Here is a 25,143-nt window from a genome sequence, read left to right on the forward strand (position 1 = left end):
TCACCGTCCGGAGCCCGCTCCACCACCCCACCCATGAGAGGAGGGCGGATGGCATCCCCGTCCACCCCGCGGCCCGCGGACGCCGGCGGCCCGCGGCCGGTCCTGGAAGCCCGGGACATCCGCAAGCAGTTCCCGGGCGTGCTCGCCCTCGACGGGGTCGCCCTGCGGCTCTTCCCCGGTGAGGTGCACGCCCTGATGGGCGAGAACGGCGCCGGGAAGTCCACCTTGATCAAGGCGCTCACCGGTGTCCACCCCGTTGAAGGCGGCACCATCCTCGTCGACGGCCGGCCTCACACGTTCGGAGACCCCCTCCAGGCGCAGCGGGCCGGAATCAGCACCGTCTACCAGGAGGTCAACCTCTGCCCGAACATCTCGGTCGCCGAGAACATCCTCATCGGGCGGGAACCGCGCAGGCTCGGCCTCATCCGCTGGTCCGCGATGCGGCAGCGGGCGGCAGAGCTGCTGACGGAGCTGGACCTCGACCTGGACGTCACCAGTCTGCTCGGTTCGCACTCCCTGGCGGTTCAGCAGCTGGTCGCCATCGTTCGGGCGGTGGACGTCTCGGCGAAGGTGCTCGTGCTGGACGAACCCACCTCCAGCCTGGATCGCGAGGAGGTCGCCCAGCTCTTCACCCTGGTGCGGCGCCTGCGGGACCGCGGCGTGGCCATCCTGTTCGTCACGCACTTCCTCGACCAGGTATTCGATCTCTGCGACCGCGTCACCGTCCTGCGCAACGGCCGCCTGGAAGGCGAGTACCCCATCGGCGAACTCACTCCGGTGACGCTGGTACAGCGCATGATCGGCCGAGAACTGGCCACCCTCGACCAGCTGTCCGACCGTGCCCACGAGCAAGCGGCCGAACGGGCGACCAGCGAGCCATTCCTCCAGGCACGACAACTGACCCGCACGGGCTCGATCGAACCGTACGACCTCGACATCCATGCCGGCGAGGTCATCGGACTGGCCGGCCTCCTGGGCTCAGGCCGCACCGAGGTGGCGCGCCTCCTGTTCGGCGCGGACAGCGCGGACGCCGGAGAAGTGAGCATCGAGGGCAAGAAGGTACTCCTGCGCACCCCCCGCCACGCCATCGCCCGAGGCATCGCTTTCTGCTCCGAGAACCGCAAGTCCGAGGGACTGGTGGGCGAGCTCACGGTCCGCGAGAACATCATCCTCGCTCTGCAGGCCGCCCGCGGCTGGATCAGGCCGCTGGCCCGTGCGAAACAGGACGAACTGGCACGGCACTGGATCGAAGCCCTGGACATCCGCCCCGCCGACCCCGAAGCGCAGGTACGCCACCTCAGCGGAGGCAACCAGCAGAAAGCCCTCCTCGCCCGTTGGCTGCTGACGGAACCCCGGCTCCTGATCCTCGACGAACCCACCCGGGGCATCGACATCGGGGCCAAGGCGGAGATCCAGAAACTCGTGGCCCGTCTGGCGAGCGAAGGCACCGCCGTGCTGTTCATCTCGGCGGAACTCGAAGAGGTCCTGCGCCTGAGCCACCGCATCGCCGTGCTCCGCGACCATCGCATGGTGGCCACCCTCACGAACGACGACAGCGTCACGCCCGAACGCATACTCACGACCATCGCCACCGGAGCGGACTCATGACCCCCCAGCCTGCCAAGTCCGAGGCGGCCGGCGGAATCGGGAGACGACTGGCCGGCCACCGCCTGCTGTGGCCGACGCTCGCCCTGCTCGCCCTGCTCCTCGGCAACCTCGCTTTCCACCACGACTTCTTCTCCGTCCGCGTACGTGACGGCCACCTCTACGGCAGCCTCATCGACATCCTCCAGTTCGGCGCGCCCCTCACCTTGGTGGCGCTCGGCATGACCCTCGTCATCGCCACCCGCGGCATCGACCTCTCGGTGGGTTCCACCGTCGCCATCGCCGGGGCCCTCGCTTGTGGGCACCTCTCCACCGCCGCACATCCCGGCAGCGTCGCCACCATGCTCACGGCCGTCGCCCTCGCGCTCGGCGTCGCCCTCGTGCTGGGCCTCGCCAACGGCTTCCTGGTGTCCGGGCTGGGGGTGCAGCCCATCGTGGCCACCTTGATCCTCATGGTCGCGGGCCGTGGCGTCGCCCAGCTGATCACCGGCGGCCAGATCATCACGGTGACCAGCGGCCCCTACAAGATGATCGGAGGCGGCTACTGGCTGACCGTCCCGTTCGCCGTCCTCCTGGCAGCCGCCCTCGTCGCGCTCACCGCCTTCATCACCCGTCGCAGCGCACTGGGGATGCTGATCGAGTCCGTGGGCGGCAACCCCGCCGCCAGCCGCCTGGTCGGCATCCGCGCCGGCGGTCTGCTCGCCGTGGTCTACGTATTCAGTGCGCTGTGCGCCGCCGTCGCCGGGCTGATGATCAGTTCCAACGTCTCCAGTGCCGACGGCAACAACGCCGGCCTGTGGATCGAACTCGACGCGATCCTCGCCGTCGTCGTCGGCGGCACCGCCCTGACCGGAGGACGCTTCTCCCTCGGCGGCACCGTCCTGGGGGCCCTGATCATCCAGACGCTGTCCACCACCGTCTACACCCTCGGCGTTCCACCCGAGACCACCCTCGTCTTCAAGGCCTTCGTCGTCATCGTCGTCTGCCTCGTGCAGTCCCCGGTCTTCCGGGCCAAGGTCCTGCGCCGCCGCAGGACAACCGCTCCCCGCTCCCACACTTCGGCGGGCGCCGCCCCGCAGCAGCAGGAGGTACGCGCATGAGTACCAGCATCGCGAGCGCCGCCGCGCAACTCACCCGCCCCTTCGCGACCGTGTCCCCGCGCACCCGCACCCGTATCCCACTGATCGTCACGGCCGTCCTGCTGGTCGTCATGTTCAGCGTCGGATCGGTGCGCTACGAGGGCTTCCTCTCCGCGCAAGTCGTGCTGAACCTGCTGATCGACAACGGATTCCTCCTGGTCGTCGCGGTCGGGGCAACCTTCGTCATCCTCACCGGCGGCATCGATCTGTCCGTCGGCTCCATGGTGGCCCTGTCGACCATGATCACCGCCTGGCTGGTCGAGTCACACGGCTGGCCCCTGGCCACCGTCATTCCACTGGTCCTGCTGGTCGGCGCCGCGAGCGGGACGCTCATGGGCTGGATCATCCACACCTTCGAGATCCAGCCGTTCATCGTCACCCTGGCCGGCATGTTCCTCGCCCGCGGGCTCTGCTACACGATCAGCACCGAATCCATCACGATCAGCGACCCCACCACGGCGGGAATCGCGCAGACCCGGCTGTACGGCCCCGGGGGACTGTTCGTCTCGATCCCGGTGGTCATCGCCCTGGCCGTGCTGGTGATCGCCTTCGTCGTACTGCACCACACGCGCTTCGGCCGCAACGTGTACGCGCTGGGCGGCAATGAGTCCTCCGCACGCCTGATGGGCCTTCCCGTGGCCTCCACCAAGATGGCCGTATACGCCGTCAGCGGCCTGTGCTCCGCACTCGGCGGCCTCCTGCTGACCTTCTACATGCTCTCCGGCTACGCCCTCCACGCCATGGGCATGGAACTCGACGCGATCGCCGCCACCGTGATCGGCGGCACGCTGCTGACCGGAGGTTCCGGCTTCGTCCTCGGCACCGCCCTCGGCGTGCTCGTCCTCGGCATGATCCAGACGGTCGTCAACTTCCAGGGCACGCTCAGCTCCTGGTGGACCCGGATCATCATCGGCGCCCTGCTGCTCGTGTTCATCGTGCTGCAACGGCTGATGAGTGGACGCCGCGCTGCCGCCGCCTGACTCCCGGCTCCTCTGCCCATCAGCCCGTGCCACCGCCTTCGCGTGCCGCGATCACGGCTTGCTTCCCGGCACGCCCTCGGACGGACCGACTTCCAGGGAACACCGCCGTGGAACACGCACGCGAATCTGCCGACCAGGCTGCCTGACCCAGACAGACTGCCGCCTGTCCGCGGACGGGCCGTCCCCTCCGCACGGCCGATGAATGAACGGGGGAGAGGTGGCGGTTCGGCTTCCCCGGCCGGCCCGCGCGGAGGTCCACACGCGCGGCGCCCGTCTCCATTCCCTGATCCTGCCGGACCGCTGGGGCCCACACTGCCGATGTGGTGCTCGCCGCCCGCGACCCCGCCGCCTTCGAGGCCTCGGCACGCCACTTCGGCGCGACGGTGGGCCGTTGTGCCAACCGCATCGCGCGTGGCCGTCTCGTCCTCGACGGCGTCACCTACCGGCTTGCCACCCAGGAGAACGGGCACACGCTGCACGGCGGTCCCGACGGGTTCGACCAGCGCGTGTGGCGGTGCGGACCCTTCCACTCCGCGCACCGCACCGGTGTCCGCCTGTTCCTGCACAGCCCCCACGGCGACCAGGGATTCCCCGGTGCCCTGAACGTCCGCGTCACCTACGCGCCGGACCGGGCTGACAACCTGACCCTGTCGTACCAGGCGGTCCGCCGCATGGACGGGCGCACCACGGAACCGGGCATCCAGATCTACACCGCCCAAGGCCTGACCGGTGACATCACGGGCAAGGGAGGTAGCTCGTACCGTGCCTACGCGGGGGGCGCGCCGGAAGCCCAGCACTTCCCCGACTCCCCGAACCGCCCCGAGTACCCGACGGTCCTCCTGCGCCCGGGTGAGCTGTACCGGTCCACCACGATCCACAGTTTCACCACGGTCCACAGTTGCACCACGGTCACTGTCTGAGAGGGGCGGCGTCGGCCGTTTCGCGGGTCGGTGCGGTCGTCATCTGCTCACCCAGAGCCGCGAAGATCTCCTCCGCCGACCGCTTCGCCATTCCCGGTGCGCGTCCGCCCGGGCCGCCCGGCTCCCCACGGGGAGAGGCAATCCCCGGGCGGTGGGGGGCGGTCATTCCCTGGGGGGAGAGCTCCTGCGGGCCGTACTGGCGCGCACGATGAGCTCGGGCGCCACCACCAGGTGCGTCGACTCGTCGGTCCGGCCTTCGATGTGGTCCAGGAGCAGCCCGATGCTGTCGCGGCCGATCGAGGCGAAGTCCTGACGGATCGTCGTCAGCGGGGGTGGGAAGAACTCCGCCTCCGGGATGTCGTCGAAGCCGGCGACCGCCACGTCCTCCGGCGTGCGCAGGCCCGCTTCCCGCAAGGCCCGTAGCACACCGAGGGCCATCTGGTCGTTGGCGACGAACACCGCGGTGAGGCCCGCTCCCCGCCCTCGTGACGCCCGGACCCGACCCGCGAGCTGCTGGCCGGCCTGGTATCCCGACAACGGACTCCAGTCGCCGCGCAGCAGGGGCGGCACCTCGGCGCCGACCTCTCGTAGGGCGTCCTCCCACCCCTGCGTGCGGGCCTCGCTCTCGAGCCAGTCGGGAGGGCCTGCGACATGCCACACGGTGGCGTGGCCCGACGCGAGAAGATGTTCCGTGATCATGCGAGCGCCGAGGTTCTGGTCCAGCGACACTCCTGGCAGGTCCAGGGTGTGGCCGCCTTCCACGGTGACCACCGGGCACGGTGCTTCCAATGCCGCCAGAGCCCTCACCGCGTCTCGTTGGGGAGTGACGGCGACGATCCCCTCCACGCCCCACCCGGCGAGGTGCTGCATGGCTTCGGCGAGGGCTGTCTGCGTGGCGGTCCGAAGCGTGACGGCGGACGTCAGATAGCCGCGGTCCCGAGCCGCCTCTTGAACTCCCGCCACGGTGCTGGCGGGCCCGTGCAGAGTGGTGTTCACCGCGATGACGCCCAGCGTGTGGGTCCGGCGAGTGGCAAGAGCCCGGGCGGCCGAGTTGCGGCGGTACCCGAGCTGCTCGATGACCTGTGTCACCGCGGCCCGGGTCTTGGCGCTGACGTTCGGGTGGTCGCTGAGCACCCGTGAAACGGTCTGATGGGACACGCCGGCGACCCGCGCGACGTCCGTCATCGTGGGCGCTCGCGAGACGTCTGGGAGCTGGGTCAACTCTCTTCCTTTCCTCATCGAGCGGCCTTCCCTCAAGGTACCGAACCAGCCGCGGCCCGCACACATCTCGGACCGATCGGGAGATTGTCGACGGGGTATTGATGTTGGCGTTCACATTATGCAGCGATGGCCACATGTTGTGGGCAGGAATCTTCTCGTGACCTCTTGAGGTTTCTCCTTGTTAGCGCTCACAATTCGATCGGGGTAGCTGGGATAGCTCGGGTCGCGCAGCCGCGATGCCTGGCGGCCCCCGATCAGTCCAGAGCACTCATGCGTGACTGCGGGGCCTGCCGGACGCCGGTCCCAAGAAGCCGCCGCGCATGTCGGAGAGACGGTGAGAGCGTAGTGAGCGAGACCATCCTCAAGGACCTCCGTCGCGAGGTCCTCGCGGCCAACCTGCGCATCCCGGAGGCCGGTCTGGCCACCCTCACCTGGGGAAACGTCAGCGGAGTGGACCGAGAGGCCGGCGTATTCGTCATCAAGCCGTCCGGGGTCTCCTACGCCGACCTCACCGAGGACGACTTGGTGGTGGTGGCACTGGAGGACGGGCGGGTCGTCGACGGGCACCTCAGGCCGTCCACCGACACCGAAACCCATCGGTGCCTCTACCGGGCCTTCCCCTCCATCGGCGGCGTCACCCACACACACTCGACGCACGCCGTCGCCTTCGCCCAGGCGCGACGCCCGATCCCCGTGCTCGGCACGACACACGCCGACACCTTCAACGGGCCGGTCCCCGTGACAGCAGACCTCACCGCCGAGCAGTGCGCGCAGGACTACGAGTACAACACCGGACAGGTGATCATCGCCCGGCTCGACGGCGACCCCCGTCGGGCCGAAGAGGTCCCCGGAGCGCTCGTCTCACGACACGGCCCCTTCACCTGGGGCACCACTGCGAAGGCAGCGCTGGAGAACGCCATCGTCTGCGAGGCCGTGGCGGAGATGGCGCTGCACACGCTGGCGCTGGGGTCCCGCCTCGGGGACGACTCCGAACCACCGACGCATCTGCTGGAGCGGCACTTCACCCGTAAGCACGGACCGGACGCCTATTACGGCAACATCCCTCACGTCCCGGGCATCTGAGGCCGCGCACCGCCTCGGCGGCAGCACAGACAGGTGATCGTCTTGTTCCGGTCGCGCGGAGTGAGCAGGCCCGTGAGGTACTCGCCGAAACCTCGGCGCTGAGCCAGGCCGACGGCCTGGTCTCCCGCGTGGTCCCCGCCGATGGTCTGCTGGAGGAGGCCGCCGAGGTCGCCGCCAACGTCGCCCTCGTTCGGCTCCGTCCTTCAACCTGAGATAGACGATGGCGGAGTGGAGCCAGGATCATCCTGGCTCCACTCCATGGGGCGGGCGTGTCACCGGAACTGTGCGAAGAACCTCCAGATCTCTCCCTTGGCCCAGGTGGCGACGCCACTCTCGTTGGGGGAGCCGTCGACCGGAGCGGGTATGTGGCCTCCGTCGAACGCGGCCCATTGGACCGGGCACCCGGCACGGCAGCCCAAGTAGGTGGTCGTGATGTGCGTTCGGCTGCCCGGCGCGGGCTCGCGCGGGCTCTGGCGAGTGCAGCCGTTGTTACTGACGAATCTGTCGCGCAGGGACCGTCCTTCCGCGATGTCGAGGGGCGGAGTCGCTGATGCCGTGGATTGCGTAGTAGGCGATGGGCTGGGTGCCGCCGCTGCACCCGCTGATCTGGCCGCCGGAGATGACCGCGACGGCCCTGAAGACGTTCGCCCGGGTGCATGCGAGTGCGTAGCTCATACCGCCGCCCCAGCTGACAGCTTGATCATCCGCCCTTGCTGATTGGCGCCACCGCAGTCGGTGTGCTGGACGAGGTTGCCGCCGTCGGCGGTGGAGGCGCCCTGCACCTCCGCGGCCTTGCCGCTGTTGCGATTGACCAGGACGTACCAGGCATTGGTGTCCGCCGTCGCCGCCTCGGCGGGCGCCGGATTCACCGCGACGAGCATGCCGATCGCGAGGGTCGCCGCCACCACGGCGGCTAACCGGGACCACCAGCGATGTCTTGGTGGAGGGGCGGGGGAAGCCGCACCGTAGGCCTTCATCGACTCTCCCCTTCGCTGCGGCAGGTCAGGTGCGGGTCCAGCGTTGGTTGCTGCCGTTCGCGCAGGAGTAGAGCTGGATCAGAGTGCCGTTGGCGGTGCCGTTGGCGGTGGCGTCAAGGCAGAGGCCGGACTGGACGCCGACGATGGATCCGTCGGAGTTGAGGCGCCATTTCTGATTGTCGCCACCCCAGCAGCTGTAGATCTGGACCTTGGCGCCGTTGCCGGTGCCGGCGGCGTCCAGGCACTTGTTGCCGTAGACCCTGAGTTCGCCTCCGGCGGTGTAGGTCCACTGCTGGTTGGTGCGGTTGTTGCAGTCCCACAGGTTGAGCTGGGTGCCGTCGGTGGTGCTGGCGCCGGGCACGTCCAGGCAGCGGCCTGAACCGACGCCCTTGATCTGTCCAGAACCGGGGGTCGGAGTGGGTGTAGGGGAGGCGGCGTTGAGTGCGTTGAGGACGGAGGTGTAGGCGGGCTTTTTGCTGCCGTTGCCGTCGAACAACAGCGGCGAGTGCTCCGGTCGCCAGGAGTCGGTGTCGCGCACACCCCAGACGGTGATGCCGAGGCAGCGCGGGACGGCAAGGCAGTCGTTGGTCACGTTGGCATAGGTCGTGCCCGAGGCGCCCTGGATGTCGAGTTCGGTGATGGCCACATCGACGCCGAGGGCGGCGAAGCTCTGCAGGGTGGTGCGGAAGTTGCTGTTGTAGGGGCTGTCGCTGTTGAAGTGCGACTGGAAGCCGACGCAGTCGATCGGCACGCCGCGTTGCTTGAAGTCTCGGACCATGGCGTACACGGCCTGGGTTTTGGCCCAGGTCCAGTTCTCGACGTTGTAGTCGTTGTAGCAGAGCTTGGCGGCCGGGTCGGCGGCGCGCGCGGTGCGGAAGGCGACCTCGATCCAGTCGTTCCCGGTGCGCTGCAGGTTGGAGTCGCGCCGGGCTCCCGAGCTGCCGTCGGCGAAGGCCTCGTTCACGACGTCCCACTGGACGACCTTGCCCTTGTAGTGGGCCATCACGCCGTTGATGTGGTTGGTCATTGCCTGGCGCAGCGTGCTGCCGCTGAGGCTCTGCATCCAGCCGGGCTGCTGGGAGTGCCAGGCCAGGGTGTGGCCGCGCACCTGCTTGCCGTTCTGCACCGCCCAGTTGTAGACGCGGTCACCGGCGGTGAAGTTGAACTGGCCCCGCTGGGGTTCGGTGGCGTCGATCTTCATCTCGTTCTCGGCCGTCACCGAGTTGAACTCGCGGCCCGCGATCGCGGTGTACGCCGAGTCGTTGAGCCTGCCTGAGGCGATGGCGGTGCCGAAGTAGCGGCCGCTCTGCGCCGCAGCTGCGCCGAGTGTGCCCTCGGCGGCGTGTGAGGTCAGCGGCGCGACCAGCGCGGCGGCCGAACCGAGGACGCCGACGACCAGCGCCATACACAGACCGCCGATCTTCCGGCGGACGGTGGGTGGGGGAATGGCGTTTGAGCCCATGATTGAGCCTCCAGGAGAGAAATCACGGAAGGACTGAAGCGCGGCAGAATGAATCCGCGTGAGCGACGCCCGCGTCCATTGACAAAGGACGCTCACCGCCAGGGCGTAACGATCCATGGCCGGCACCCCGGGACCCGGGCGACACCGCCTGGGGACTCAGTGTGGAAACCCCGCCGAAACATGTCAAGAGTTTCGAAAAAGTTTCGAGAATCCTTTCCCCTCCAGGTATCCCAGTAGCGGCTTTTTGGTTGCACAAAGAGCATCGAAAGAATTTCGATGGGGATTGCCCGAGCTGGGCTGCCATTGAAAGCAAGCTCACACATTTGGTTCGCATCTCGGGGACGCCGATATTCGTCGCTCCGGAGCGGTCGCGGGCCTCTCCACGCTCGCTCATGCGGCTGTGCATGGACGGCAAGTGGAACACCACCGGCACCGGCACCGGCACCGGCACCGAGGCCGTGAGCGCGGCCATCTCCGGCGGTCGCACGACGGGCAATGCCTTGCAGTTCTTCGGGGGCTACCGCTTCGCGGTGTTCAACCACGCAAAAGGGCCGCCGGATCGTCGATCTGGCGGCGGACGACGCGGTCTTGTCCGGCTCGGGCCGCAGCCAGCAGGGCGGCCTTGCGGGCGCCGACCACGCTGGTGAACTTCCCCAACGGGTTCGGCGACACGCAGGTCGTCAGGTCCGCGGGATGCGAATACATCAACATCGACGAAGGCTGGTGGAAGGGTGCGCGCGACGCTGCGGGCTGCATCACCGTCGATGCGAATCAGTGGCACGGCGGGATGGAGGCCATCGCCGACGCGATGACTGCAAGGGCCGGCCCAACCAGCGATGGAGCCTGTGCACGCCTTGATTCGCGCCGGACCGCCAGGTCAAGGGCGAGGTCGTCGGCGGGGCCGCAGGTGCTGCCTCGACCGGAATGCAACCACGCTGCGATGAGACGGAGGGCGCGGGCTCGGGCTCGGGCTCGGGCTAGTGTCCAGGCGGTTCCTGCCGGCTTGGGTACGTGATGTCGAACCGCGTGAAGTGGGCTTGGGTGGTGGAGGGGCGGCCGTTGGAGGTGGCGTAGAGGCCGAGCTGGATGCTGGTGAACAGCGGGGTCAGGAAGGTGGCTTCGACGGTGGTCAGGTCCTGCCAGGCGCCGTCGGGTGCCGCGTGGGCGAAGGTGTGGCTGAAGCCGCGGATGCGGACCCCCAGGCGAATGGGGCCTGGGGGGACGGGAACGCCGGCTAGGACCTCGGGGCCGTGGAGGAGGCTGAGTCCTTCGGTGGTGCGGAGGAGGAGGAGGTGGGCGTCGTCGTCGAGGACTACGGCGAGGCCTGCCTGTTCGTCCGGTGTAGCGGGGGTGAAGTGCAGTTCGGTGGAGACGTCGCAGTCGGGGTGCAGTTGCGGGCGGGCCAGGAGGGACGGGGCGGTGCGCTCGCCCAGGCGTTCTGGGCGGAGGCTGAGGTGAAGACCGGCGCCCGTGATCCAGAACTTCGCACGTGGGGTGCGCAGGGCGCTCCAGTCGGGGGAAAGGGTGGTGAAGTCGTCGTGGAGGGGGCGGCGGAGGTCGGTGTGGGTGACGGGGGAGAAGATCGGCCAGCCGGCGTCCCAGGTGATCCGGGTGAGGAAGGTCTCGCGGCCGAGAGCGGAGCCCGGGCGGACGCCCAGGAGGACGGCTCGCCAGTCGCCGTACGGGGTTTGGACGAGGTCGGCGTGGCCGGTGCAGATGACCGGGCCTTTGGACGGCGGTAGCACCGGGTTCTCGGGGCCCTTGTAGGGGCCGGTCACGTGGTCGGCGCGGGCGGCGACCACGCTGTGGTCCACATCGGTGCCGCCCTCGGCGGTGAGCAGGAGATAGGTTCCGTCGATCTTGTAGAGGTGCGGGGCCTCCGACCATCGGGCGCCCGGTTGGCTGCCCGACCACAGGACGTGCTCGGGTCCTGTCAGCCGCTGTTCTCGGGGAAGGTATTCGCGCATCCAGATCTCGGTGCGGCCCGCGGCTTCGTCCACGACTCGTGCGGCGGTGAACCAGGCCCGGCCGTCGTCGTCGAAGAACAGGGACGGGTCGAAGCCCTCGCCGTCCAGCCAGTGCGGCTCCGACCACGGCCCCGCCGGGTCGGTCGCCGTGACGACGAAGTGGCCGGGGCCGTCCATCAGCGTGCAGACGAGATGGAAGACCCCGTCATGGTGCCGGATCGTCGGTGCGAACAGGCCGCGTGAGGGCTCGCATCCGTCGAGGTCGAGCTGAGACGGCCGGTCGAGCGCGGAGCCGAGGCGCCGCCAGTTCATGAGGTCGCGGCTGTGGAACACGGGAAGGCCTGGGAACCATTCGAAGCTGGACGTCACCAGGTAGTAGTCCGCTCCCACTCGGCAGACGGACGGGTCGGGCCGGAACCCGGGCAGCACGGGATCACCGAAGAACCTGGTCATGGAACCGGGACGATCTCGACCGGCACGGACAGCACCCGGTCGGCCGCCGGGTGGCGTACGGGGCCCTCCAAAGCGAACGATCCCTGGAGCGGAAGATCGCCGCTGGACCGTCCGACAGCCACGCCGATCTCCCCGGGCTCCACTCTTCTGCGCAGGTCGAGCCCGGTGAAAGAGGTCCGGTCGGCATGGACGGAGAAGGTGATCCGGGCGGCCGCGCCCGGCTGCAGCTCGACCCTGGCGAATCCGGCGAGCCACCGCTGCGGCCGGACGACGGACGCCACGGGGTCCGAGAGGTACAGCTGGACCACCTCGGTCCCGGCAACCTCGCCGACGTTGCGTGCGGTGACCGAAACGGCGACGGCCCCGTCCGTCGCGGTGACGGGATCCACCGAGAGCTCCGAGCAGGTGAAGCTGGTCCAGCTCAGCCCATGTCCGAAGGGGAACAGCGGGGTCGGGTCCACCGAGCTCCAGTCGGTGTGCCCGCCGAGCCTGGCGTGCAGGTAGGTGCCGGGCTGGCCGCCGATCCGGCGGGGGATGGAGACGGGCAGCCGCCCGGACGGTTCCGCGGCCCCGCTGATGATCCGGGCAAGCGCCGTCCCGCCCTCCTCGCCGGGGAAGAAGACCTGCACCACGGCCGATGCGCGCTCGGCCAGCGTGCCGAGCGCGTAAGGCCGTCCGGAGACGAGGACCAGGACGGTCGGCACCTCGGAGTCCAGAACGGCGGAGGCGAGTGCGGCCTGGTCGCCGGGCAGGTCGAGGGTGTCGGCGTCGCAGCCCTCTCCGGAGGTGCCCCGGCCGAGCATGCCCGCCCGGTCCCCGAGCACCAGCACGTTCACGTCCGGATCGTCCACGGTGACCGTGAACCCGGCAGCGGTGAGCGCCTCGCCGAGCGTCGGGATCTCCAGCCCGAGGTCGCCGGGCAGCGCGACGTGGTTGGGGAAGGAATAGCAGCCGAGGAAGGATCGAGGGTCGTCGGCGTACGGCCCGCTGATCGCGACCCGGCACGGTTGCAGCGGCAGGATGCCGTCGTTGGCGAGCAGCACGGTGGACCGTTCGGCCAGGAGCCTGGCCAGTGCCCGGTTTTCCGGCGGGTCGAGGTCGACCGGCTCGGGCTTGACGGGTTCCCAGTCGGGGTCGAGCAGGCCGAGCTCGGCCTTCTGCACCAGGACCCGTTCCGCGGCCCGGTCGATGAGCTCCTCGGGTACGCTTCCCGACCGCACGAGTTCGGTCAGCGGCTCGCCGTAGCAGCGGGCCGTGGGCAGCTCGACGTCGATTCCGGCGGTCAGTGCCAGCGCGCCGGCCGCGCCGCGCGATCCGGTGACGCCGTGCCGGGTCTCCAGGAAAGAGACGGCGTAGTAGTCGGCGACGACCACGCCGCTGAAACCGAGCTCATCCCTGAGCAGCTCGGTCAGCAGCCGTTCGTCGGCGGCCACCGGGACGCCGTCCACGTCGGTGTAACTGTTCATCACCGACCGGGCGCCTCCCTCGCGCAGTGCCCGTACGAAAGGCTCGACCAGCACGTCTGCGAACTCGCGCGGCCCCGAGGCGACGGGGGCCATGTTCCGGCCGCCGCGCGAGGCCGAGTACCCGGCGAAGTGCTTGAGCGTCGCCACGATCCCTGCGCCTTCCAAGCCCTGCACATAGGCGGTGCCGATCGCTCCGACGAGATAGGGATCCTCGCCGATGCACTCCTCGGTCCTGCCCCACCGGTAGTCGCGGACCACGTCGAGTACCGGAGCCAGCCCTTGGTGGACGCCGACCTGCCGCATCCCCGCGCCGATGGCGGCGGCCATCTGGCGCACGAGCCCGGGGTCGAAGGATGCGCCCCAGGCCAGCGGTGCGGGGAAGACCGTCGCCCCCAAGGTCATGAACCCGGTCAGGCACTCCTCGTGAGCGACCGCCGGTATCCCGAACCGGCCGGATCCGGTCACCTGCTGCTGGAGCGAGGCGAGCCGCGCCATGCCGGCTTCTGCGGTGATCGGCGCGGTGCCGTACACCCGGGTGAGCTGGCCGAGCCCGTGGGCGACGATGTCGTCGAGGCAGGGCGCGGACTCGCCGGAATCGTCCTCCATCGGCGCGACCGGTGTTCCCGGATCCGAAGGCAGCGCCCAGAAGCCGGTGAGCTGACCCGCCTTCTCCCCCAGCGTCATCCGTTTCAACAGATCGGCAACTCGCACGGATACGGGCAGCAGGGGGTCACGCCAGGGCTCGGTCAAGGAGTTCTCCTAGAGACGGGGCAGGGCGGTGGAGAGCCGGACCTTGAGCTCGGTGGAGAGCTCCATCCGGGGGCTGACCAGGGGCTGGCCGTCCAGGAGCTGGAAAAGGGTGCGGGCGGCGAGCCAGCCCATCTCCTCCAGCGGCTGGCGCACCGTCGTCAGCGGTGGTGACAGCCATTCGCACATCGGCAGATCGTCGAAACCGACCACGCTGAGGTCCTGAGGGATGCTCAGCCCGCGCTGCCGGGCGGCTTCATAGACGCCCATCGCCTGCTGGTCGCTCCCGGCGAAGATGGCGGTCGGCGGCTCGGGGAGGGCGAGCAGTTCCTGGGCGCGCTGGAACCCGCCCTCGTGCTGGAAGTCGCCGAACCGGATCAAGTCGCGGTCGACCTCGATCCCGGCCCGCTCCAGCGCTGCCCGGTACCCGTCGATGCGGGCCTGGCTGCAGAGCATCTCCTTGCGGCCGCCGATCGTGGCGATCCGGCGGTGCCCCAGCTGCAGCAGGTGCTCAGTCGCGGCGAGGCCGCCCGCCCAGTTGGTCGCGCCGATGCTCGGCACACCGTTGCCCGGCAGGTCGATCGGGTCGATGACGACCAGGGCCACCCCGGCCTGTTCGACCTGGGCGCGCTGGGCCTGGGTGACCGAGGCGGTGACGAGAATGACGCCGTCGCTGTGGTGCAGGACCGGCAGTGCGGCCCAGCTCGACGGCGTGGCCTCGCCCGGCGGGACGAGCGACACGACGGTGCCGACGCTCCGCTGGGCGCACTCGGCCTCGACGCCGCGCAATATCTCCACCGCCCACGCGCTGTCCAGACCGCCGATGATCAGGTCGACCAGGCCTGACCTGCGGGCCCTGGCCTGCCCACCGGGGTGGAGGTAGTTGTGGGAGCGCAGCAGGCCCTCGATCCGTTCGCGTGTCGAGGGTGCGACATCGGAGCGGCCGTTGACCACTTTCGACACGGTGGCCTGGGAGACCCCTGCCTCCGCGGCGATGACGGCCAGGGTCGGACGCTGCTCGCTCAACTTCTCTCCTCTGCGCGGACGTCTTGGGTTGACGATAGGTATCGCAAACTTTCGAAGAGTTTCCGGTCGGCGTGACCAGGTTGTCAAGCTCCAAGTGCCCTGCTGTCGAAGGGAAATCCGTAAGAAGGCTTGACCGGGGGGCCGCGCGTTCCTAGTTTGTGGCAGCACCGAATCGAGGATGTTGCGAAATAGTTTCGAAATCGAACCGCATTCCCCACCCCGGAGGTCCCATGGCCAGCACACCCCCGAGCCGACGAAGCTTCCTGGCGCTCTCGGGCCTGACCGCTCTGTCCGTCTCGCTGACCGCGGCCTGTGGCGGCGGGGACTCCGGCTCGAGGCCGGCGGCCGGCGGCAAGGTGACCCTCGCGTGGTGGAACATCGCCACGACGGAACCGGGCAAGTCCCTGTTCCCGCAGATCTCCTCGACGTTCACGGCCGCCCACCCGAACATCACGATCAAGACGACCTCGTTGGAGAACGAGGCGTTCAAGTCCAAGCTGACCGCCACCACCTCTTCGGGCAAGCTCCCCGACGTCTTCCAGACCTGGGGCGGCGGCGTGCTGCAGCAGCAGGTCGACGCGGGGCTGGTCGAGGACCTCACCGACGCGTTCGGCTGGTCGTCCGAGCTCACCCCGGTCTCGCTGCAGGCCTATCAGTTCGAGGGCCGGACCTACGGAGTGCCCTACGACGTCGGCATGGTCGGCTTCTGGTACAACAAGAAGCTCTTCGCCAAGGCCGGGATCACCGCTCCGCCGGCCACCTGGGCCGAGTTCCTGGAAGACGTCAAGAAGCTCAAGGCGGCGGGTGTCACTCCGATCGCCCTCGCGGGCAAGGAGAAATGGCCCGGCCACTACTACTGGGCCTACCTCGCGATGCGCGTCGCGGGTCTCCCCGCGCTGCAGCAGGCCGCGGCCACCAAGGACTTCACCGGCGCGGGCTTCGTCCAGGCGGGCACCCACCTCAAGGAGCTGGTCGACCTCCAGCCGTTCCAGACGGCCTTCCTCGGCGCCGGCTACGCCACCCCCGGCGGCCAGGCCGCGACCATGGGCAACGGCAAGGCCGCCATGGAGCTGATGGGGCAGTGGGGACCGTCGGTGCAGAAGGACGCGGGCGCCGACCTCGGAGCGGACCTGGGCTTCTTCCCCTTCCCGACGGTCGACGGCGGTGTCGGCCAGGTCACCGAGGTGTTCGGCGGTGGCGGCGGCTTCGCGCTGCGCAAGGGCGCCCCGAAGGAGGCGCTGGACTTCCTGAAGTTCTTCGTTCTGGAGAACGAGGCCAAGCTGCTGGCCTCCAACGGCTACCTGCCGGTGGTCAAGGGTGCGGAGAGCCAGCTCGCAGACCCCAACAGGAAGGTGGTGGCCGACAGCCTGGTCAAGGCGACGGGCTTCCAGCTCTTCCTCGACCAGGCCTACCCGCCGGCGGTCGGCCAGGAGGTCAACGACAGCGTCGCCGACCTCATCGCGGGCAAGAAGACGCCCGAGCAGGTCACCAAGTCGATAACCGAGGCTGCGAAGGGTGCCTAGCTCCGTGTCCACCCTGACCAAGGAGCGGACGCAGGACGCCGGCGCCGGGCAGGTGCGCCCGCCTGCCCCGGCACGGTCGCTCCTGCGCGGTTTGGGAAGCTGGGCGTCGGTCGCCTGGTTCCTCGTCCCGGCTCTGGTCCTCTTCCTCGTCTTCGTCCTCGCCCCCATCGCGGTCGCCGTCTACACCGGCTTCTTCAAGTGGGGCGGGGTCGGCCCCCTGGACGAGTTCGTCGGCTTCGACAACTACGCCAAGCTGTTCGACGATCAGGTCTTCCTCGGCGATCTGGGGCGCGGGCTGTACCTGATCACACTGTCGATCACGGTGCAGTTGCCGTTCGCGCTGTTCACCGCTGTCCTGCTCAACCAGAGGCTGCGCGGCCGGGCCGTCTACCGGATGCTGTTCTTCGCGCCGTACATCCTGTCCGAAGTGGTCACGGCGGTCCTCTTCACGATGATCTTCCTTCCCGATGGCGGCATGGCCGACCATCTCGCGGGCGCCCTCGGCTTGGAGGGGCTGCAGGGCAAGTGGCTCGCCGATCCCTCGACGGTCATGCCGACCCTGTTCGCAGTCATGACCTGGAAGTACTTCGGGTTCCACATGATGCTCTTCCTCGCCGGGCTGCAAAGCATCCCGGGCGAGATCCTCGAGGCCGCCACCATCGACGGCGCCGGCGCCTGGCAGCGCTTCCGGCACGTGACGCTGCCGTTGCTCGGCCCGACGATCCGGATCAGCGTCTTCCTTTCGGTCATCGGTGCCATCCAGCTCTTCGACCTCGTCTGGGTCATGACCGCGGGCGGGCCCAACCACTCCTCCGAGACGATGGCGATCTCGATGTTCCAGTTCGGGTTCAAGCGCTACCAGGTCGGCTACGCCAGTGCGATCAGCGTGGTGCTGTTCATGATCAGTCTGGTCTTCTCCCTCTTCTACCAGCGTTACGTACTGCGCCGTGACCTGAGCGGGGCCGTCACCTCGGGAGGTGGCCGATGAACGCCCGCAGAACGGCACGCGGCCTGTCGCTGCACGCGGTGGTCTGGCTGATCGGCGCGTTCGTCGTCGTGCCGCTGATCTACGCGGTGATCTCCGGGTTCAAGAGCACCGGCGAGCTGACGACCAACCCGTTCGGGCTGCCGGAGCACTGGAAGGCCGGCAACTACACCGGAATTCTCGGCGACGGAATGTTCTGGCGGCAGATCGCCAACAGCGCGGGCATCGCGATCGGCACCACATGCTGCACGGTGGCGGCATCCGCGATGGCGGCGTTCGTACTGGCCCGCTACGCCTTCCGGGGCAGGGAGCTGTTCTACACGCTGTTCACGATCGGGCTGATGTTCCCGTTCGCGGTGGCCGTCCTGCCGCTGTTCCTGCTGCTGCGCAACTTCGACCTGCTCGACAACCCGCTCGGAGTGATCCTCCCGCAGGCGGCCTTCGGGCTCCCCATGACGATCATCATTCTGCGCGGGTTCTTCCGGACCATCCCGGCAGAGGTCGAGGAGGCGGCCATCATGGACGGCTGCGGCAAGTTCCGCTTCTTCTGGAAGATCCTGCTGCCGATGGCGCGTCCGGCGCTCGGCACGGTCTCGGTGCTCGCGATCGTCGCGAGCTGGAACAACTTCTTCCTGCCACTGCTGGTGTTCAACGACCCCAAATGGCAGACGATCCCGGTCGGCGTCCAGCAGTTCCAGGGCCAGTACTCGACCGACTACGCGCTCGTCCTCGCCTACATCGTGCTCGCGATGGTCCCCGCCCTCGCCTTCTACGCCGTCGCCGAGCGGCAGCTGATCGGCGGACTCACCGCGGGCGCCACCAAGGGCTGACCCGTCCCGCGTGACCTCCACCCCCGAGGAGACGTCGTGAAACGCCTGACCGCACTGACAGCAATATTGTTAGCGCTAACAACGCAGGCCGTAGCTGCCCCCGCGCGACCCGGCATCGACTTCCGCGCCGAGCTCCAGCCCATAGACGGATTCGGCTTTTCGATGGCCTTCCAGCGGGCCGACCTGCTGCACGGCGCACGCGGCCTCAGCCCGGCCAAGCAGCGCGATGTGCTCGACCTGCTGCTCAGTAAGGACAAGGGCGCGGGCCTTTCGATCCTGCGCCTGGGCATCGGGTCGTCGACCGACAGGGTCTACGACCACATGCCCACGATCCTGCCGGCCGATCCCGGCGGGCCGGAGGCCACTCCGAAGTACGTCTGGGACGGCTGGGACGGCGGCCAGGCCTGGCTCGCCAAGGAGGCCAAGGACTACGGCGTCAAACGGTTCTTCGCCGACGCCTGGAGTGCCCCGGCCTTCATGAAGACCAACGGCAGCGAGAACGACGGCGGCGAGCTGCGGCCCGAATGGCGTCAGGCCTACGCGAACTACCTCGTCCAGTACGCGAAATTCTACCGGCAGGAAGGCATCGGGATCACCGACTTGGGGTTCACCAACGAACCCGACTGGACGGCGACCTACGCCTCGATGCGGTTCACCCCGCAGCAGGCCGTCGACTTCCTCAAGGTGCTCGGGCCGACCGTCCGCGCGTCCGGATTGAAGACCGGGGTGGTCTGCTGCGACGCCGCGGGCTGGGACCGGCAGGTCGCCTACACCGAGGCCATCGAGGCGGACCCCGCGGCCGGCAAGGCCGTGCGGACCATCACCGGCCACCGCTACAGCGGTCCGACCGAGGTGGCGCAGCCGACCGACAAGCGCGTGTGGATGTCGGAATGGTCGCCGGACGGTGCCACCTGGAACGAGAACTGGGACGACGGCAGCGGCTACGACGGTCTCACCGTCGCGGCCGACATCCAGAACACCCTGACCGTCGGCAACGCCAATGCCTACGTCTACTGGACCGGCGCGTCCCTCGGCGCGACCCGAGGGCTCATCCAGCTAGCCAACCCCGGTGACGACTACCGGGTGTCCAAGCGGTACTGGGCGCTGGCCGCCTTCAGCCGGTTCATCCGCCCCGGCGCCGTCCGCGTGCCGGTCACGAACGCCGACCCGGCACTGCAGATCACGGCCTTCCGCAACACCGACGGCAGCCGCGTGATCGAGATCCTCAACACCGCGACCACCGAAAGCTCCGCCGAGTTCTCTCTCCGCGGCGGGCACGACCGCCGCCCCGACGGCTACGTCACCGACGAGACCCGCTCGATCACCCCGGCCGACATCGTCTCCACGCACGGCACGACCCTCAAGGCGACGCTCGCCCCACGCGCGCTGACCACGATCGTCCTCGACTGAAGCGACCATCACTGGAGGAGTAGTCCGTCATGCCCATTCCCAGGTCCACGTCCCGGATTCTCACCGCTCTGTCCGCCGCCGTCTGCCTGGCGGCCGGTCTCGCCGCCGCGCCCGCAGCCGCCGCGCCCGCAGCCGCCGAGCCCCGCCCCAGGACGCTCGGCGAACTGGCCAGGAAGCACCACAAGTACTTCGGCTCCGCCACCGACAACCCCGAGTTCACCGACGCCGCCTATCTGAAGCTCCTCGGCAGCGAATTCGGGCAGACCACCCCCGGCAACGCCATGAAGTGGTACGCCACCGAGCCCGAGCGCGGCGTCTTCGACTTCACTGCCGCCGACGAGGTCGTCGCGTTCGCCAAGGCCCACCACCAGAAGGTCCGCGGCCACACCCTCATCTGGCACAACCAGCTCCCCGCTTGGCTCACCGAGGGCACCTGGACCGCCGACGAGCTGCGCGCCATCCTCAAGAACCACATACAGACGGTGGTCCGGCACTTCAAGGGCCAGGTGATCCACTGGGACGTCGTCAACGAGGCCTTCAACGAAGACGGCACCTACCGCGACACGCTCTTCTACAAGACGCTCGGCCCCGGCTACATCGCCGACGCCCTGCGCTGGGCCCACGAGGCCGACCGGCACGCCAAGCTGTACCTCAACGACTACAACGTCGACGGGATCGGCCCCAAGAGCGACGCCTATCACACCCTGATCAAGCAGTTGAAGGCCGATGGCGTCCCGGTGGAGGGCTTCGGCATCCAGGGCCATCTGGCGCTCCAGTACGGCTTCCCCGCCGACGTCCAGCAGAACATGCAGCGCTTCGCCGACCTCGGGGTCGAGGTGGCTATCACCGAGCTCGACATCCGGATGGCCCTCCCCGCGACGCCGGAGAAGCTCGCCACCCAGGCCACCTGGTACGCCGACTACGTCAAGGCCTGCCTGGCGGTCAAGAAATGCGTCGGCATCACCATCTGGGACTACACGGACAAGTACTCGTGGATCCCCTCCGTCTTCCCCGGCGAGGGCGCGGCCCTGCCCTACGACGAGAACCTGCTGCCCAAGCCCGCCTATCACTCGATCAGGAAGGTGCTGGGCGGATGATCAGAACGGCGATCGTCGGAACGGGCGGGATCGCGGGCATCTGCCACGTCCCCGCCCTCCGGGCGCAGGCGCACCGGGCCGTGATCGTGGCAGCCGTCGACGTGGACGCCGCGCGCGCCGAGGCGTTCGCGGCCGCACACGGCATTCCCGCGGTCTACACCGACCTGCACACGATGCTCGAGGAGCAGAGGCCGGACCTCGTGCACCTGTGCACGCCTCCGTTCCTGCACGCCGACCAGTCCGTGGCCTGCCTGGAGTCGCAGGCGTGGGTGTGGTGTGAGAAACCGGTGGCGCTGTCGCTGGCCGAGCTCGACCGGATCCGTACCGCCGAGGGGCCCGCCGTCGCGGGCGCGGTGTTCCAGCACCGGTACGGCTCGGGGGCCCGGTACCTGCGCGACCGGATCGCGGCCGGGACTCTGGGCCGTCCGCTGGTCGCGCAGTGCGTCACGGCGTGGTACCGCGACGACGCCTACTACGAGGTGCCCTGGCGCGGCACATGGGAGGGCGAGGGCGGTGGCCCGACGCTGGGCCACGGCATCCACCAGATGGACCTGATGCTCGCAGTACTCGGCGAATGGGCCGAGGTACGCGCGATGGCCGGCCGCCTCGAGCGCGATGTCCAGACCGAGGACGTGTCCGCGGCCCTGGTCCGGTTCGACAACGGAGCCATCGCGACGGTCGTCAACAGCGTCCTCTCCCCACGCGAGGAGAGCTACCTGCGGTTCGATCTCACCGACGCCACGGTCGAGCTGCGGCATCTGTACGGCTACTCCAACGCGGACTGGACGTTCACGGCCAGGTCGTCCCGCGTGAAGTGGGAGCCGCCGGACGACCTGCCCAGCTCGCACACCGCCCAGCTCGCGGCCTTCCTGGACGGCTACGAGGCGGGGATCAGGCCCGACCTCGGCGGATCCACCATGGAACTGGTCACCGCCTTGTACAAGGCCGCGATCACCGGCCTGCCGGTCCGGCGCGGAGAGATCGACGCAGCCGACCCGTTCTACGGCTCACTCGACGGAGGGCGCCCGGAGGTATTCCGATGACGTTCGAACTCCTTGAGAACGAGGACTCGCTGATCGTCCGAGCTCGCGACGTCGACCTCTTCCGGTACGTGCACCGGCCGGTCATGGACCCTTTCGAGGCACCGAAGCCCTACCTGCATCCGGTGCGCACGTTCGCCGGCGACGTGGTCACCGGGTACCGGCCGCACGACCACCGCTGGCACAAGGGCGTCCAGATCACGGCGTCGTGGGTGTCGGGGCAGAACTTCTGGGGCGGCGGCACCTACCTGCGCGGCCAGGGCTACGTGGACCTGCCGAACCTCGGCACGATGCGCAGCCTCACCCTGTCCGCTGCGACGGGCCACGGCCGCGCCGTGATCACCGAGGACCTGGCCTGGCACACGATGGCGGGGGAGCACTGGATCGACGAGCGCCGCACGCTGACCGCACACGGCGTCGAGGCCGACTCCTGGACCCTGGACGTCACCACCGCACTGACCAACGTCCTCGACACCGAGCTGATGTTCGGCAGCCCCGGCACACAGGGCAGAAAGCTCGCCGGATACTCCGGTCTGTTCTGGCGCGGCCCGCGCGACTTCACCGGCGGCGACGTGATCGGCCCCGCGATGGGCGAGCAGGGCGACTGGCTGGCCTTCGTCGGCACGCACGACGAGGTCGACCGCTCCTCCACACTCCTGTTCCTGGATGATCCCGACGCCCCTTGCCACTGGTTCGTCCGCAGTGAGCCCATCCCCGCCGTCAACCCCTCTCTGGCATTCGACAAGGAGCTGCCCCTGGCCCCGGGAGACACCCTGTCGCGCCGCTACCGAATCGTCGTGGCCGACGGCGCATGGACCCCCGGGCGACTGTCCCGCCATATCGCGGAACACCCGTGGTAACCCCGCTCCCCGGCGGCGTGGGGATCTCCGGGCTGACCGTGTACGACTGGGAGGCCGCCGACGGGCTGTGCGGCGGCACACCCCACATGCACCTCGTCTGCTCCGAAGCCTACGTCGTCATCGGCGGCGCGGGCAGCGTCCAGACGCTCACCACCTCCGGCTTCGCCGCCACCCCACTGCACCCCGGCGACGTCGTCTGGTTCACCCCCGGCACTATCCACCGCCTCGTCAACGACGGCGGGTTGCGCCTCGTGGTGCTCATGCAGAACGGCGGACTCCCCGAGGCAGGCGACGCCGTCTTCACCTTCCCTGCCCCTGTGCTGGCCGATACCGACGCCTACCAGGCGGCGGCCGCCCTGACCGGCGACCAGGCCGCGGCAGCACGCCGCCGCCGCGACCTGGCACTCGAGGGTTTCCTGGCCTTGCGCAACGGCGGGCTACAGGAGTTCCACACCGCAGCCCACCGCCTGAAGAGTGAGCTCCTGGACGCCTGGTGGATCCGCTGGCGTGACGGCCCCCTGGCCGCAGCCGTCACGACCGGCCGTCAGCTGGAACGGCTGAAGGCCGGCGACCTCTCTCACCTCGGCCACGGCGAAGTGCTCCGGCTGGAGCGCCCGGAGCACCAACTCTTCGGCATGTGCGGACGCCTTCACACCTATCCCGTCCCCGACCCCCCAACGCGACCGCCCTGCGGTTCGTCGGGGTCACCTCACCCCCACCCCCCAAAGGAGCTCTTCTGATGTGGCTTCGCCAACCATCCCCGGTCCACCTGAGACGACGCCTGCTCGCCGTCCTCGCGCCCGTGCTGCTCCTGGCCGCATTCCTTGGTGTCCAGCCCGCCGGCGCGGCGCCGATCATCGACACCAACGCCTCGTACGTGCTGGTCAACCGCACCAGCGGCAAGGCCCTGGACGTCTACAACCTGGCGACCAACGACGGCGCCCGCATCACCCAGTGGACCAGGAACGATCAGAACCAGCAGCAGTGGCAGTTCGTCGACTCCGGCGGCGGCTACTACCGCATCAAGTCCCGCCACTCCGGCAAGGTGCTGGACGTCTCCAACCGGTCCACCGCCAACGGCGGCTCGATCGTCCAGTGGGCCGACCTGAACGGCACCAACCAGCAGTGGCGTCTGGCCGACAGCTCGGACGGCTACGTGAGGTTCATCGCGCGCCACAGCAACAAGGCCCTCGAAGTACAAGGCGGCTCCACCGCCGACAACGCGAACATCGTCCAGTACGACGACTGGGGCGGCAACAACCAGCAGTGGCAGCTTGTCAAGCTCGGCGGCGCCAACCCCGGCCCGTGCGGTCTTCCGTCGACATACCGCTGGACCTCGACGGGCGCGCTGGCGCAGCCCAAGGCTGGGTGGGCCTCGCTCAAGGACTTCACCGTCGCCCCGTACAACGGCAAGCAGCTCGTCTATGCGACGACGCATGGCGCGGGACCGGGAACGGGCTGGGGTTCGATGAACTTCGGCCTGTTCACCAACTGGCCGGAGATGGCCTCGGCCAGCCAGAACACGATGACGAACTCCGTTGTCGCGCCCACGCTCTTCTACTTCGCGCCGAAGAACATCTGGGTACTCGCCTACCAGTGGGGAGGTGGGAGCGCCTTCTCCTACCGGACGTCGAGCGACCCCGCCAACCCCAACGGCTGGTCGTCACAGCAGGTGCTCTTCTCCGGAAGCATCACCGGCTCCGGAACAGGACCCATCGACCAGACGCTCATCGGTGACGGCACGAACATGTACCTGTTCTTCGCCGGTGACAACGGCAAGATCTACCGGGCCAGCATGCCGATCGGGAACTTCCCGGGCAGTTTCGGCTCGGCGTACACAACGGTCATGAGCGATACGACCAACAACCTGTTCGAAGCCCCGCAGGTCTATAAGCTCCAGGGCCAGGACCGCTACCTCATGATCGTCGAGGCGATCGGTTCGCAGGGCCGCTACTTCCGCTCGTTCACGGCCACCAGTCTGGACGGCTCATGGACACCCCAGGCCGCGACCGAGAGCAACCCCTTCGCCGGCAAGGCCAACAGTGGCGCCACTTGGACCAACGACATCAGCCATGGCGAACTGATCCGCACCAGCGCCGATCAGACCTTTACCGTCGATCCCTGCAACCTTCAGTTCCTCTACCAGGGACGCGACCCCAACTCCGGCGGCGACTACGGCCAATGGCCCTACCGGCCAGGTCTGCTGACACTGCAGCGCTAACGACGTGACACGGGTCCGGCTCCGGAGTGGAGCCGGCGTGGGGGGGGGGGGGGGGGGGGGGGGGGGGGGGGGGGGGGGGGGGGGGGGGGGGGGGGGGGGGGGGGGGGGGGGGGGGGGGGGGGGGGGGGGGT

21 protein-coding genes and 1 pseudogene are annotated in these 25,143 nt (G+C 68.9%); 15 read left to right on the forward strand and 7 right to left on the reverse strand.

Annotation, left to right across the window (positions count from 1 at the left end):
• The first annotated feature begins 48 nt into the window (after window positions 1-48).
• From ACZ7H1_RS30640 to ACZ7H1_RS30660, 5 genes and pseudogenes are all read left to right on the forward strand, one after another.
• Window positions 49-1,608 (forward strand): sugar ABC transporter ATP-binding protein, encoded by a 1,560-nt coding sequence (locus ACZ7H1_RS30640; RefSeq protein ID WP_470791029.1) that lies wholly within the window; start codon window positions 49-51, stop codon window positions 1,606-1,608.
• Complete coding sequence (locus ACZ7H1_RS30645; protein WP_470791030.1) at window positions 1,605-2,705, forward strand: ABC transporter permease; 1,101 nt, start codon at window positions 1,605-1,607, stop codon at window positions 2,703-2,705. The genes ACZ7H1_RS30640 and ACZ7H1_RS30645 overlap by 4 nt, the downstream gene beginning before the upstream one ends.
• On the forward strand, window positions 2,702-3,724 hold the full coding sequence (gene yjfF / locus ACZ7H1_RS30650) for a galactofuranose ABC transporter, permease protein YjfF (RefSeq protein ID WP_470791031.1): 1,023 nt from the start codon (window positions 2,702-2,704) through the stop codon (window positions 3,722-3,724). The genes ACZ7H1_RS30645 and yjfF overlap by 4 nt, the downstream gene beginning before the upstream one ends.
• Before the next feature lie 299 nt (window positions 3,725-4,023).
• Window positions 4,024-4,374 (forward strand): annotated as a pseudogene (locus ACZ7H1_RS30655) (aldose epimerase family protein); the annotation flags it as partial.
• 21 nt (window positions 4,375-4,395) lie between these two features.
• Window positions 4,396-4,644 carry an aldose epimerase family protein gene (locus ACZ7H1_RS30660; RefSeq protein ID WP_470791064.1) on the forward strand — a complete coding sequence of 83 codons (249 nt, stop codon included), beginning with the start codon at window positions 4,396-4,398 and terminating at the stop codon, window positions 4,642-4,644.
• A 162-nt stretch (window positions 4,645-4,806) separates the two neighbouring features.
• Here ACZ7H1_RS30660 and ACZ7H1_RS30665 read toward each other — a convergent pair whose 3' ends face one another.
• Window positions 4,807-5,883, reverse strand: coding sequence for a LacI family DNA-binding transcriptional regulator (locus tag ACZ7H1_RS30665; protein WP_470791032.1), 1,077 nt, complete (start codon window positions 5,881-5,883; stop codon window positions 4,807-4,809).
• A gap of 327 nt (window positions 5,884-6,210) precedes the next feature.
• On the opposite strand from ACZ7H1_RS30665, the gene araD reads away from it, so the two are divergent.
• Window positions 6,211-6,948: an L-ribulose-5-phosphate 4-epimerase AraD gene (araD, locus tag ACZ7H1_RS30670; RefSeq protein ID WP_470791033.1), complete on the forward strand. Its 738-nt coding sequence runs from the start codon at window positions 6,211-6,213 to the stop codon at window positions 6,946-6,948.
• Between the two features lie 671 nt (window positions 6,949-7,619).
• Here the strand turns inward: araD and ACZ7H1_RS30675 are convergent.
• From ACZ7H1_RS30675 to ACZ7H1_RS30700, 6 genes are all read right to left on the reverse strand, one after another.
• Complete coding sequence (locus ACZ7H1_RS30675) at window positions 7,620-7,853, reverse strand: RICIN domain-containing protein (RefSeq protein ID WP_470791034.1); 234 nt, start codon at window positions 7,851-7,853, stop codon at window positions 7,620-7,622.
• 97 nt (window positions 7,854-7,950) lie between these two features.
• Complete coding sequence (locus tag ACZ7H1_RS30680) at window positions 7,951-9,387, reverse strand: endo-1,4-beta-xylanase (RefSeq protein ID WP_470791035.1); 1,437 nt, start codon at window positions 9,385-9,387, stop codon at window positions 7,951-7,953.
• 534 nt (window positions 9,388-9,921) lie between these two features.
• The gene (locus tag ACZ7H1_RS30685; RefSeq protein ID WP_470791036.1) at window positions 9,922-10,098 is read right to left on the reverse strand and encodes a hypothetical protein; all 177 of its coding nucleotides are present in this window, start codon (window positions 10,096-10,098) and stop codon (window positions 9,922-9,924) included.
• A 266-nt stretch (window positions 10,099-10,364) separates the two neighbouring features.
• A complete protein-coding gene (locus ACZ7H1_RS30690; RefSeq protein WP_470791037.1) occupies window positions 10,365-11,807 on the reverse strand; it encodes a glycoside hydrolase family 43 protein in 1,443 nt (480 codons plus the stop codon).
• A complete protein-coding gene (locus ACZ7H1_RS30695) occupies window positions 11,804-14,023 on the reverse strand; it encodes a glycoside hydrolase family 3 N-terminal domain-containing protein (RefSeq protein WP_470791038.1) in 2,220 nt (739 codons plus the stop codon). Before ACZ7H1_RS30695 ends, ACZ7H1_RS30690 begins: the two co-directional genes overlap by 4 nt.
• Window positions 14,024-14,032: 9 nt before the next feature.
• On the reverse strand, window positions 14,033-15,046 hold the full coding sequence (locus tag ACZ7H1_RS30700) for a LacI family DNA-binding transcriptional regulator (protein WP_470791039.1): 1,014 nt from the start codon (window positions 15,044-15,046) through the stop codon (window positions 14,033-14,035).
• A gap of 230 nt (window positions 15,047-15,276) precedes the next feature.
• Here ACZ7H1_RS30700 and ACZ7H1_RS30705 point away from each other — a divergent pair, with 230 nt between their 5' ends.
• Genes ACZ7H1_RS30705 through ACZ7H1_RS30745 form a run of 9 tightly spaced genes read left to right on the forward strand, consistent with a single transcriptional unit; the run spans window position 15,277 to window position 25,012 of the window.
• Window positions 15,277-16,569 carry an extracellular solute-binding protein gene (locus ACZ7H1_RS30705; protein WP_470791040.1) on the forward strand — a complete coding sequence of 431 codons (1,293 nt, stop codon included), beginning with the start codon at window positions 15,277-15,279 and terminating at the stop codon, window positions 16,567-16,569.
• 13 nt (window positions 16,570-16,582) lie between these two features.
• Window positions 16,583-17,557: a carbohydrate ABC transporter permease gene (locus tag ACZ7H1_RS30710; protein ID WP_470791065.1), complete on the forward strand. Its 975-nt coding sequence runs from the start codon at window positions 16,583-16,585 to the stop codon at window positions 17,555-17,557.
• Entirely contained in the window at window positions 17,554-18,384 is an 831-nt protein-coding gene (locus ACZ7H1_RS30715) for a carbohydrate ABC transporter permease (protein ID WP_362238604.1), read from the forward strand. Before ACZ7H1_RS30710 ends, ACZ7H1_RS30715 begins: the two co-directional genes overlap by 4 nt.
• Before the next feature lie 36 nt (window positions 18,385-18,420).
• Window positions 18,421-19,794, forward strand: a complete 1,374-nt coding sequence (locus tag ACZ7H1_RS30720; protein WP_470791041.1) for a glycoside hydrolase family 30 protein — start codon at window positions 18,421-18,423, stop codon at window positions 19,792-19,794.
• A gap of 29 nt (window positions 19,795-19,823) precedes the next feature.
• Window positions 19,824-20,891, forward strand: a complete 1,068-nt coding sequence (locus ACZ7H1_RS30725; protein WP_470791042.1) for an endo-1,4-beta-xylanase — start codon at window positions 19,824-19,826, stop codon at window positions 20,889-20,891.
• Window positions 20,888-21,934 carry a Gfo/Idh/MocA family protein gene (locus ACZ7H1_RS30730; RefSeq protein WP_470791043.1) on the forward strand — a complete coding sequence of 349 codons (1,047 nt, stop codon included), beginning with the start codon at window positions 20,888-20,890 and terminating at the stop codon, window positions 21,932-21,934. The genes ACZ7H1_RS30725 and ACZ7H1_RS30730 overlap by 4 nt, the downstream gene beginning before the upstream one ends.
• Window positions 21,931-22,791, forward strand: a complete 861-nt coding sequence (locus ACZ7H1_RS30735) for a DUF6807 domain-containing protein (protein WP_470791044.1) — start codon at window positions 21,931-21,933, stop codon at window positions 22,789-22,791. Before ACZ7H1_RS30730 ends, ACZ7H1_RS30735 begins: the two co-directional genes overlap by 4 nt.
• Window positions 22,743-23,531: a cupin domain-containing protein gene (locus ACZ7H1_RS30740; protein ID WP_470791045.1), complete on the forward strand. Its 789-nt coding sequence runs from the start codon at window positions 22,743-22,745 to the stop codon at window positions 23,529-23,531. The genes ACZ7H1_RS30735 and ACZ7H1_RS30740 overlap by 49 nt, the downstream gene beginning before the upstream one ends.
• On the forward strand, window positions 23,531-25,012 hold the full coding sequence (locus tag ACZ7H1_RS30745) for a non-reducing end alpha-L-arabinofuranosidase family hydrolase (protein ID WP_470791046.1): 1,482 nt from the start codon (window positions 23,531-23,533) through the stop codon (window positions 25,010-25,012). Before ACZ7H1_RS30740 ends, ACZ7H1_RS30745 begins: the two co-directional genes overlap by 1 nt.
• Window positions 25,013-25,143 lie beyond the last annotated feature (131 nt).

This window comes from Streptomyces sp. NPDC037401, from assembly GCF_055602345.1.

Excerpts from the sequence above, each read along its gene's own strand:
- ACZ7H1_RS30640 (WP_470791029.1), top strand. The coding sequence starts at position 49 with ATGGCATCCCCGTCCACCCCGCGGCCCGCGGACGCCGGCGGCCCGCGG.
- ACZ7H1_RS30645 (WP_470791030.1), top strand. The coding sequence starts at position 1,605 with ATGACCCCCCAGCCTGCCAAGTCCGAGGCGGCCGGCGGAATCGGGAGA.
- yjfF (WP_470791031.1), top strand. The coding sequence starts at position 2,702 with ATGAGTACCAGCATCGCGAGCGCCGCCGCGCAACTCACCCGCCCCTTC.
- ACZ7H1_RS30660 (WP_470791064.1), top strand. The coding sequence starts at position 4,396 with ATGGACGGGCGCACCACGGAACCGGGCATCCAGATCTACACCGCCCAA.
- ACZ7H1_RS30665 (WP_470791032.1), bottom strand. The coding sequence starts at position 5,883 with ATGAGGAAAGGAAGAGAGTTGACCCAGCTCCCAGACGTCTCGCGAGCG.
- ACZ7H1_RS30680 (WP_470791035.1), bottom strand. The coding sequence starts at position 9,387 with ATGGGCTCAAACGCCATTCCCCCACCCACCGTCCGCCGGAAGATCGGC.
- ACZ7H1_RS30685 (WP_470791036.1), bottom strand. The coding sequence starts at position 10,098 with ATGTTGATGTATTCGCATCCCGCGGACCTGACGACCTGCGTGTCGCCG.
- ACZ7H1_RS30690 (WP_470791037.1), bottom strand. The coding sequence starts at position 11,807 with ATGACCAGGTTCTTCGGTGATCCCGTGCTGCCCGGGTTCCGGCCCGAC.
- ACZ7H1_RS30705 (WP_470791040.1), top strand. The coding sequence starts at position 15,277 with ATGGCCAGCACACCCCCGAGCCGACGAAGCTTCCTGGCGCTCTCGGGC.
- ACZ7H1_RS30715 (WP_362238604.1), top strand. The coding sequence starts at position 17,554 with ATGAACGCCCGCAGAACGGCACGCGGCCTGTCGCTGCACGCGGTGGTC.
- ACZ7H1_RS30725 (WP_470791042.1), top strand. The coding sequence starts at position 19,824 with ATGCCCATTCCCAGGTCCACGTCCCGGATTCTCACCGCTCTGTCCGCC.
- ACZ7H1_RS30730 (WP_470791043.1), top strand. The coding sequence starts at position 20,888 with ATGATCAGAACGGCGATCGTCGGAACGGGCGGGATCGCGGGCATCTGC.
- ACZ7H1_RS30735 (WP_470791044.1), top strand. The coding sequence starts at position 21,931 with ATGACGTTCGAACTCCTTGAGAACGAGGACTCGCTGATCGTCCGAGCT.
- ACZ7H1_RS30740 (WP_470791045.1), top strand. The coding sequence starts at position 22,743 with ATGGACCCCCGGGCGACTGTCCCGCCATATCGCGGAACACCCGTGGTA.
- ACZ7H1_RS30745 (WP_470791046.1), top strand. The coding sequence starts at position 23,531 with ATGTGGCTTCGCCAACCATCCCCGGTCCACCTGAGACGACGCCTGCTC.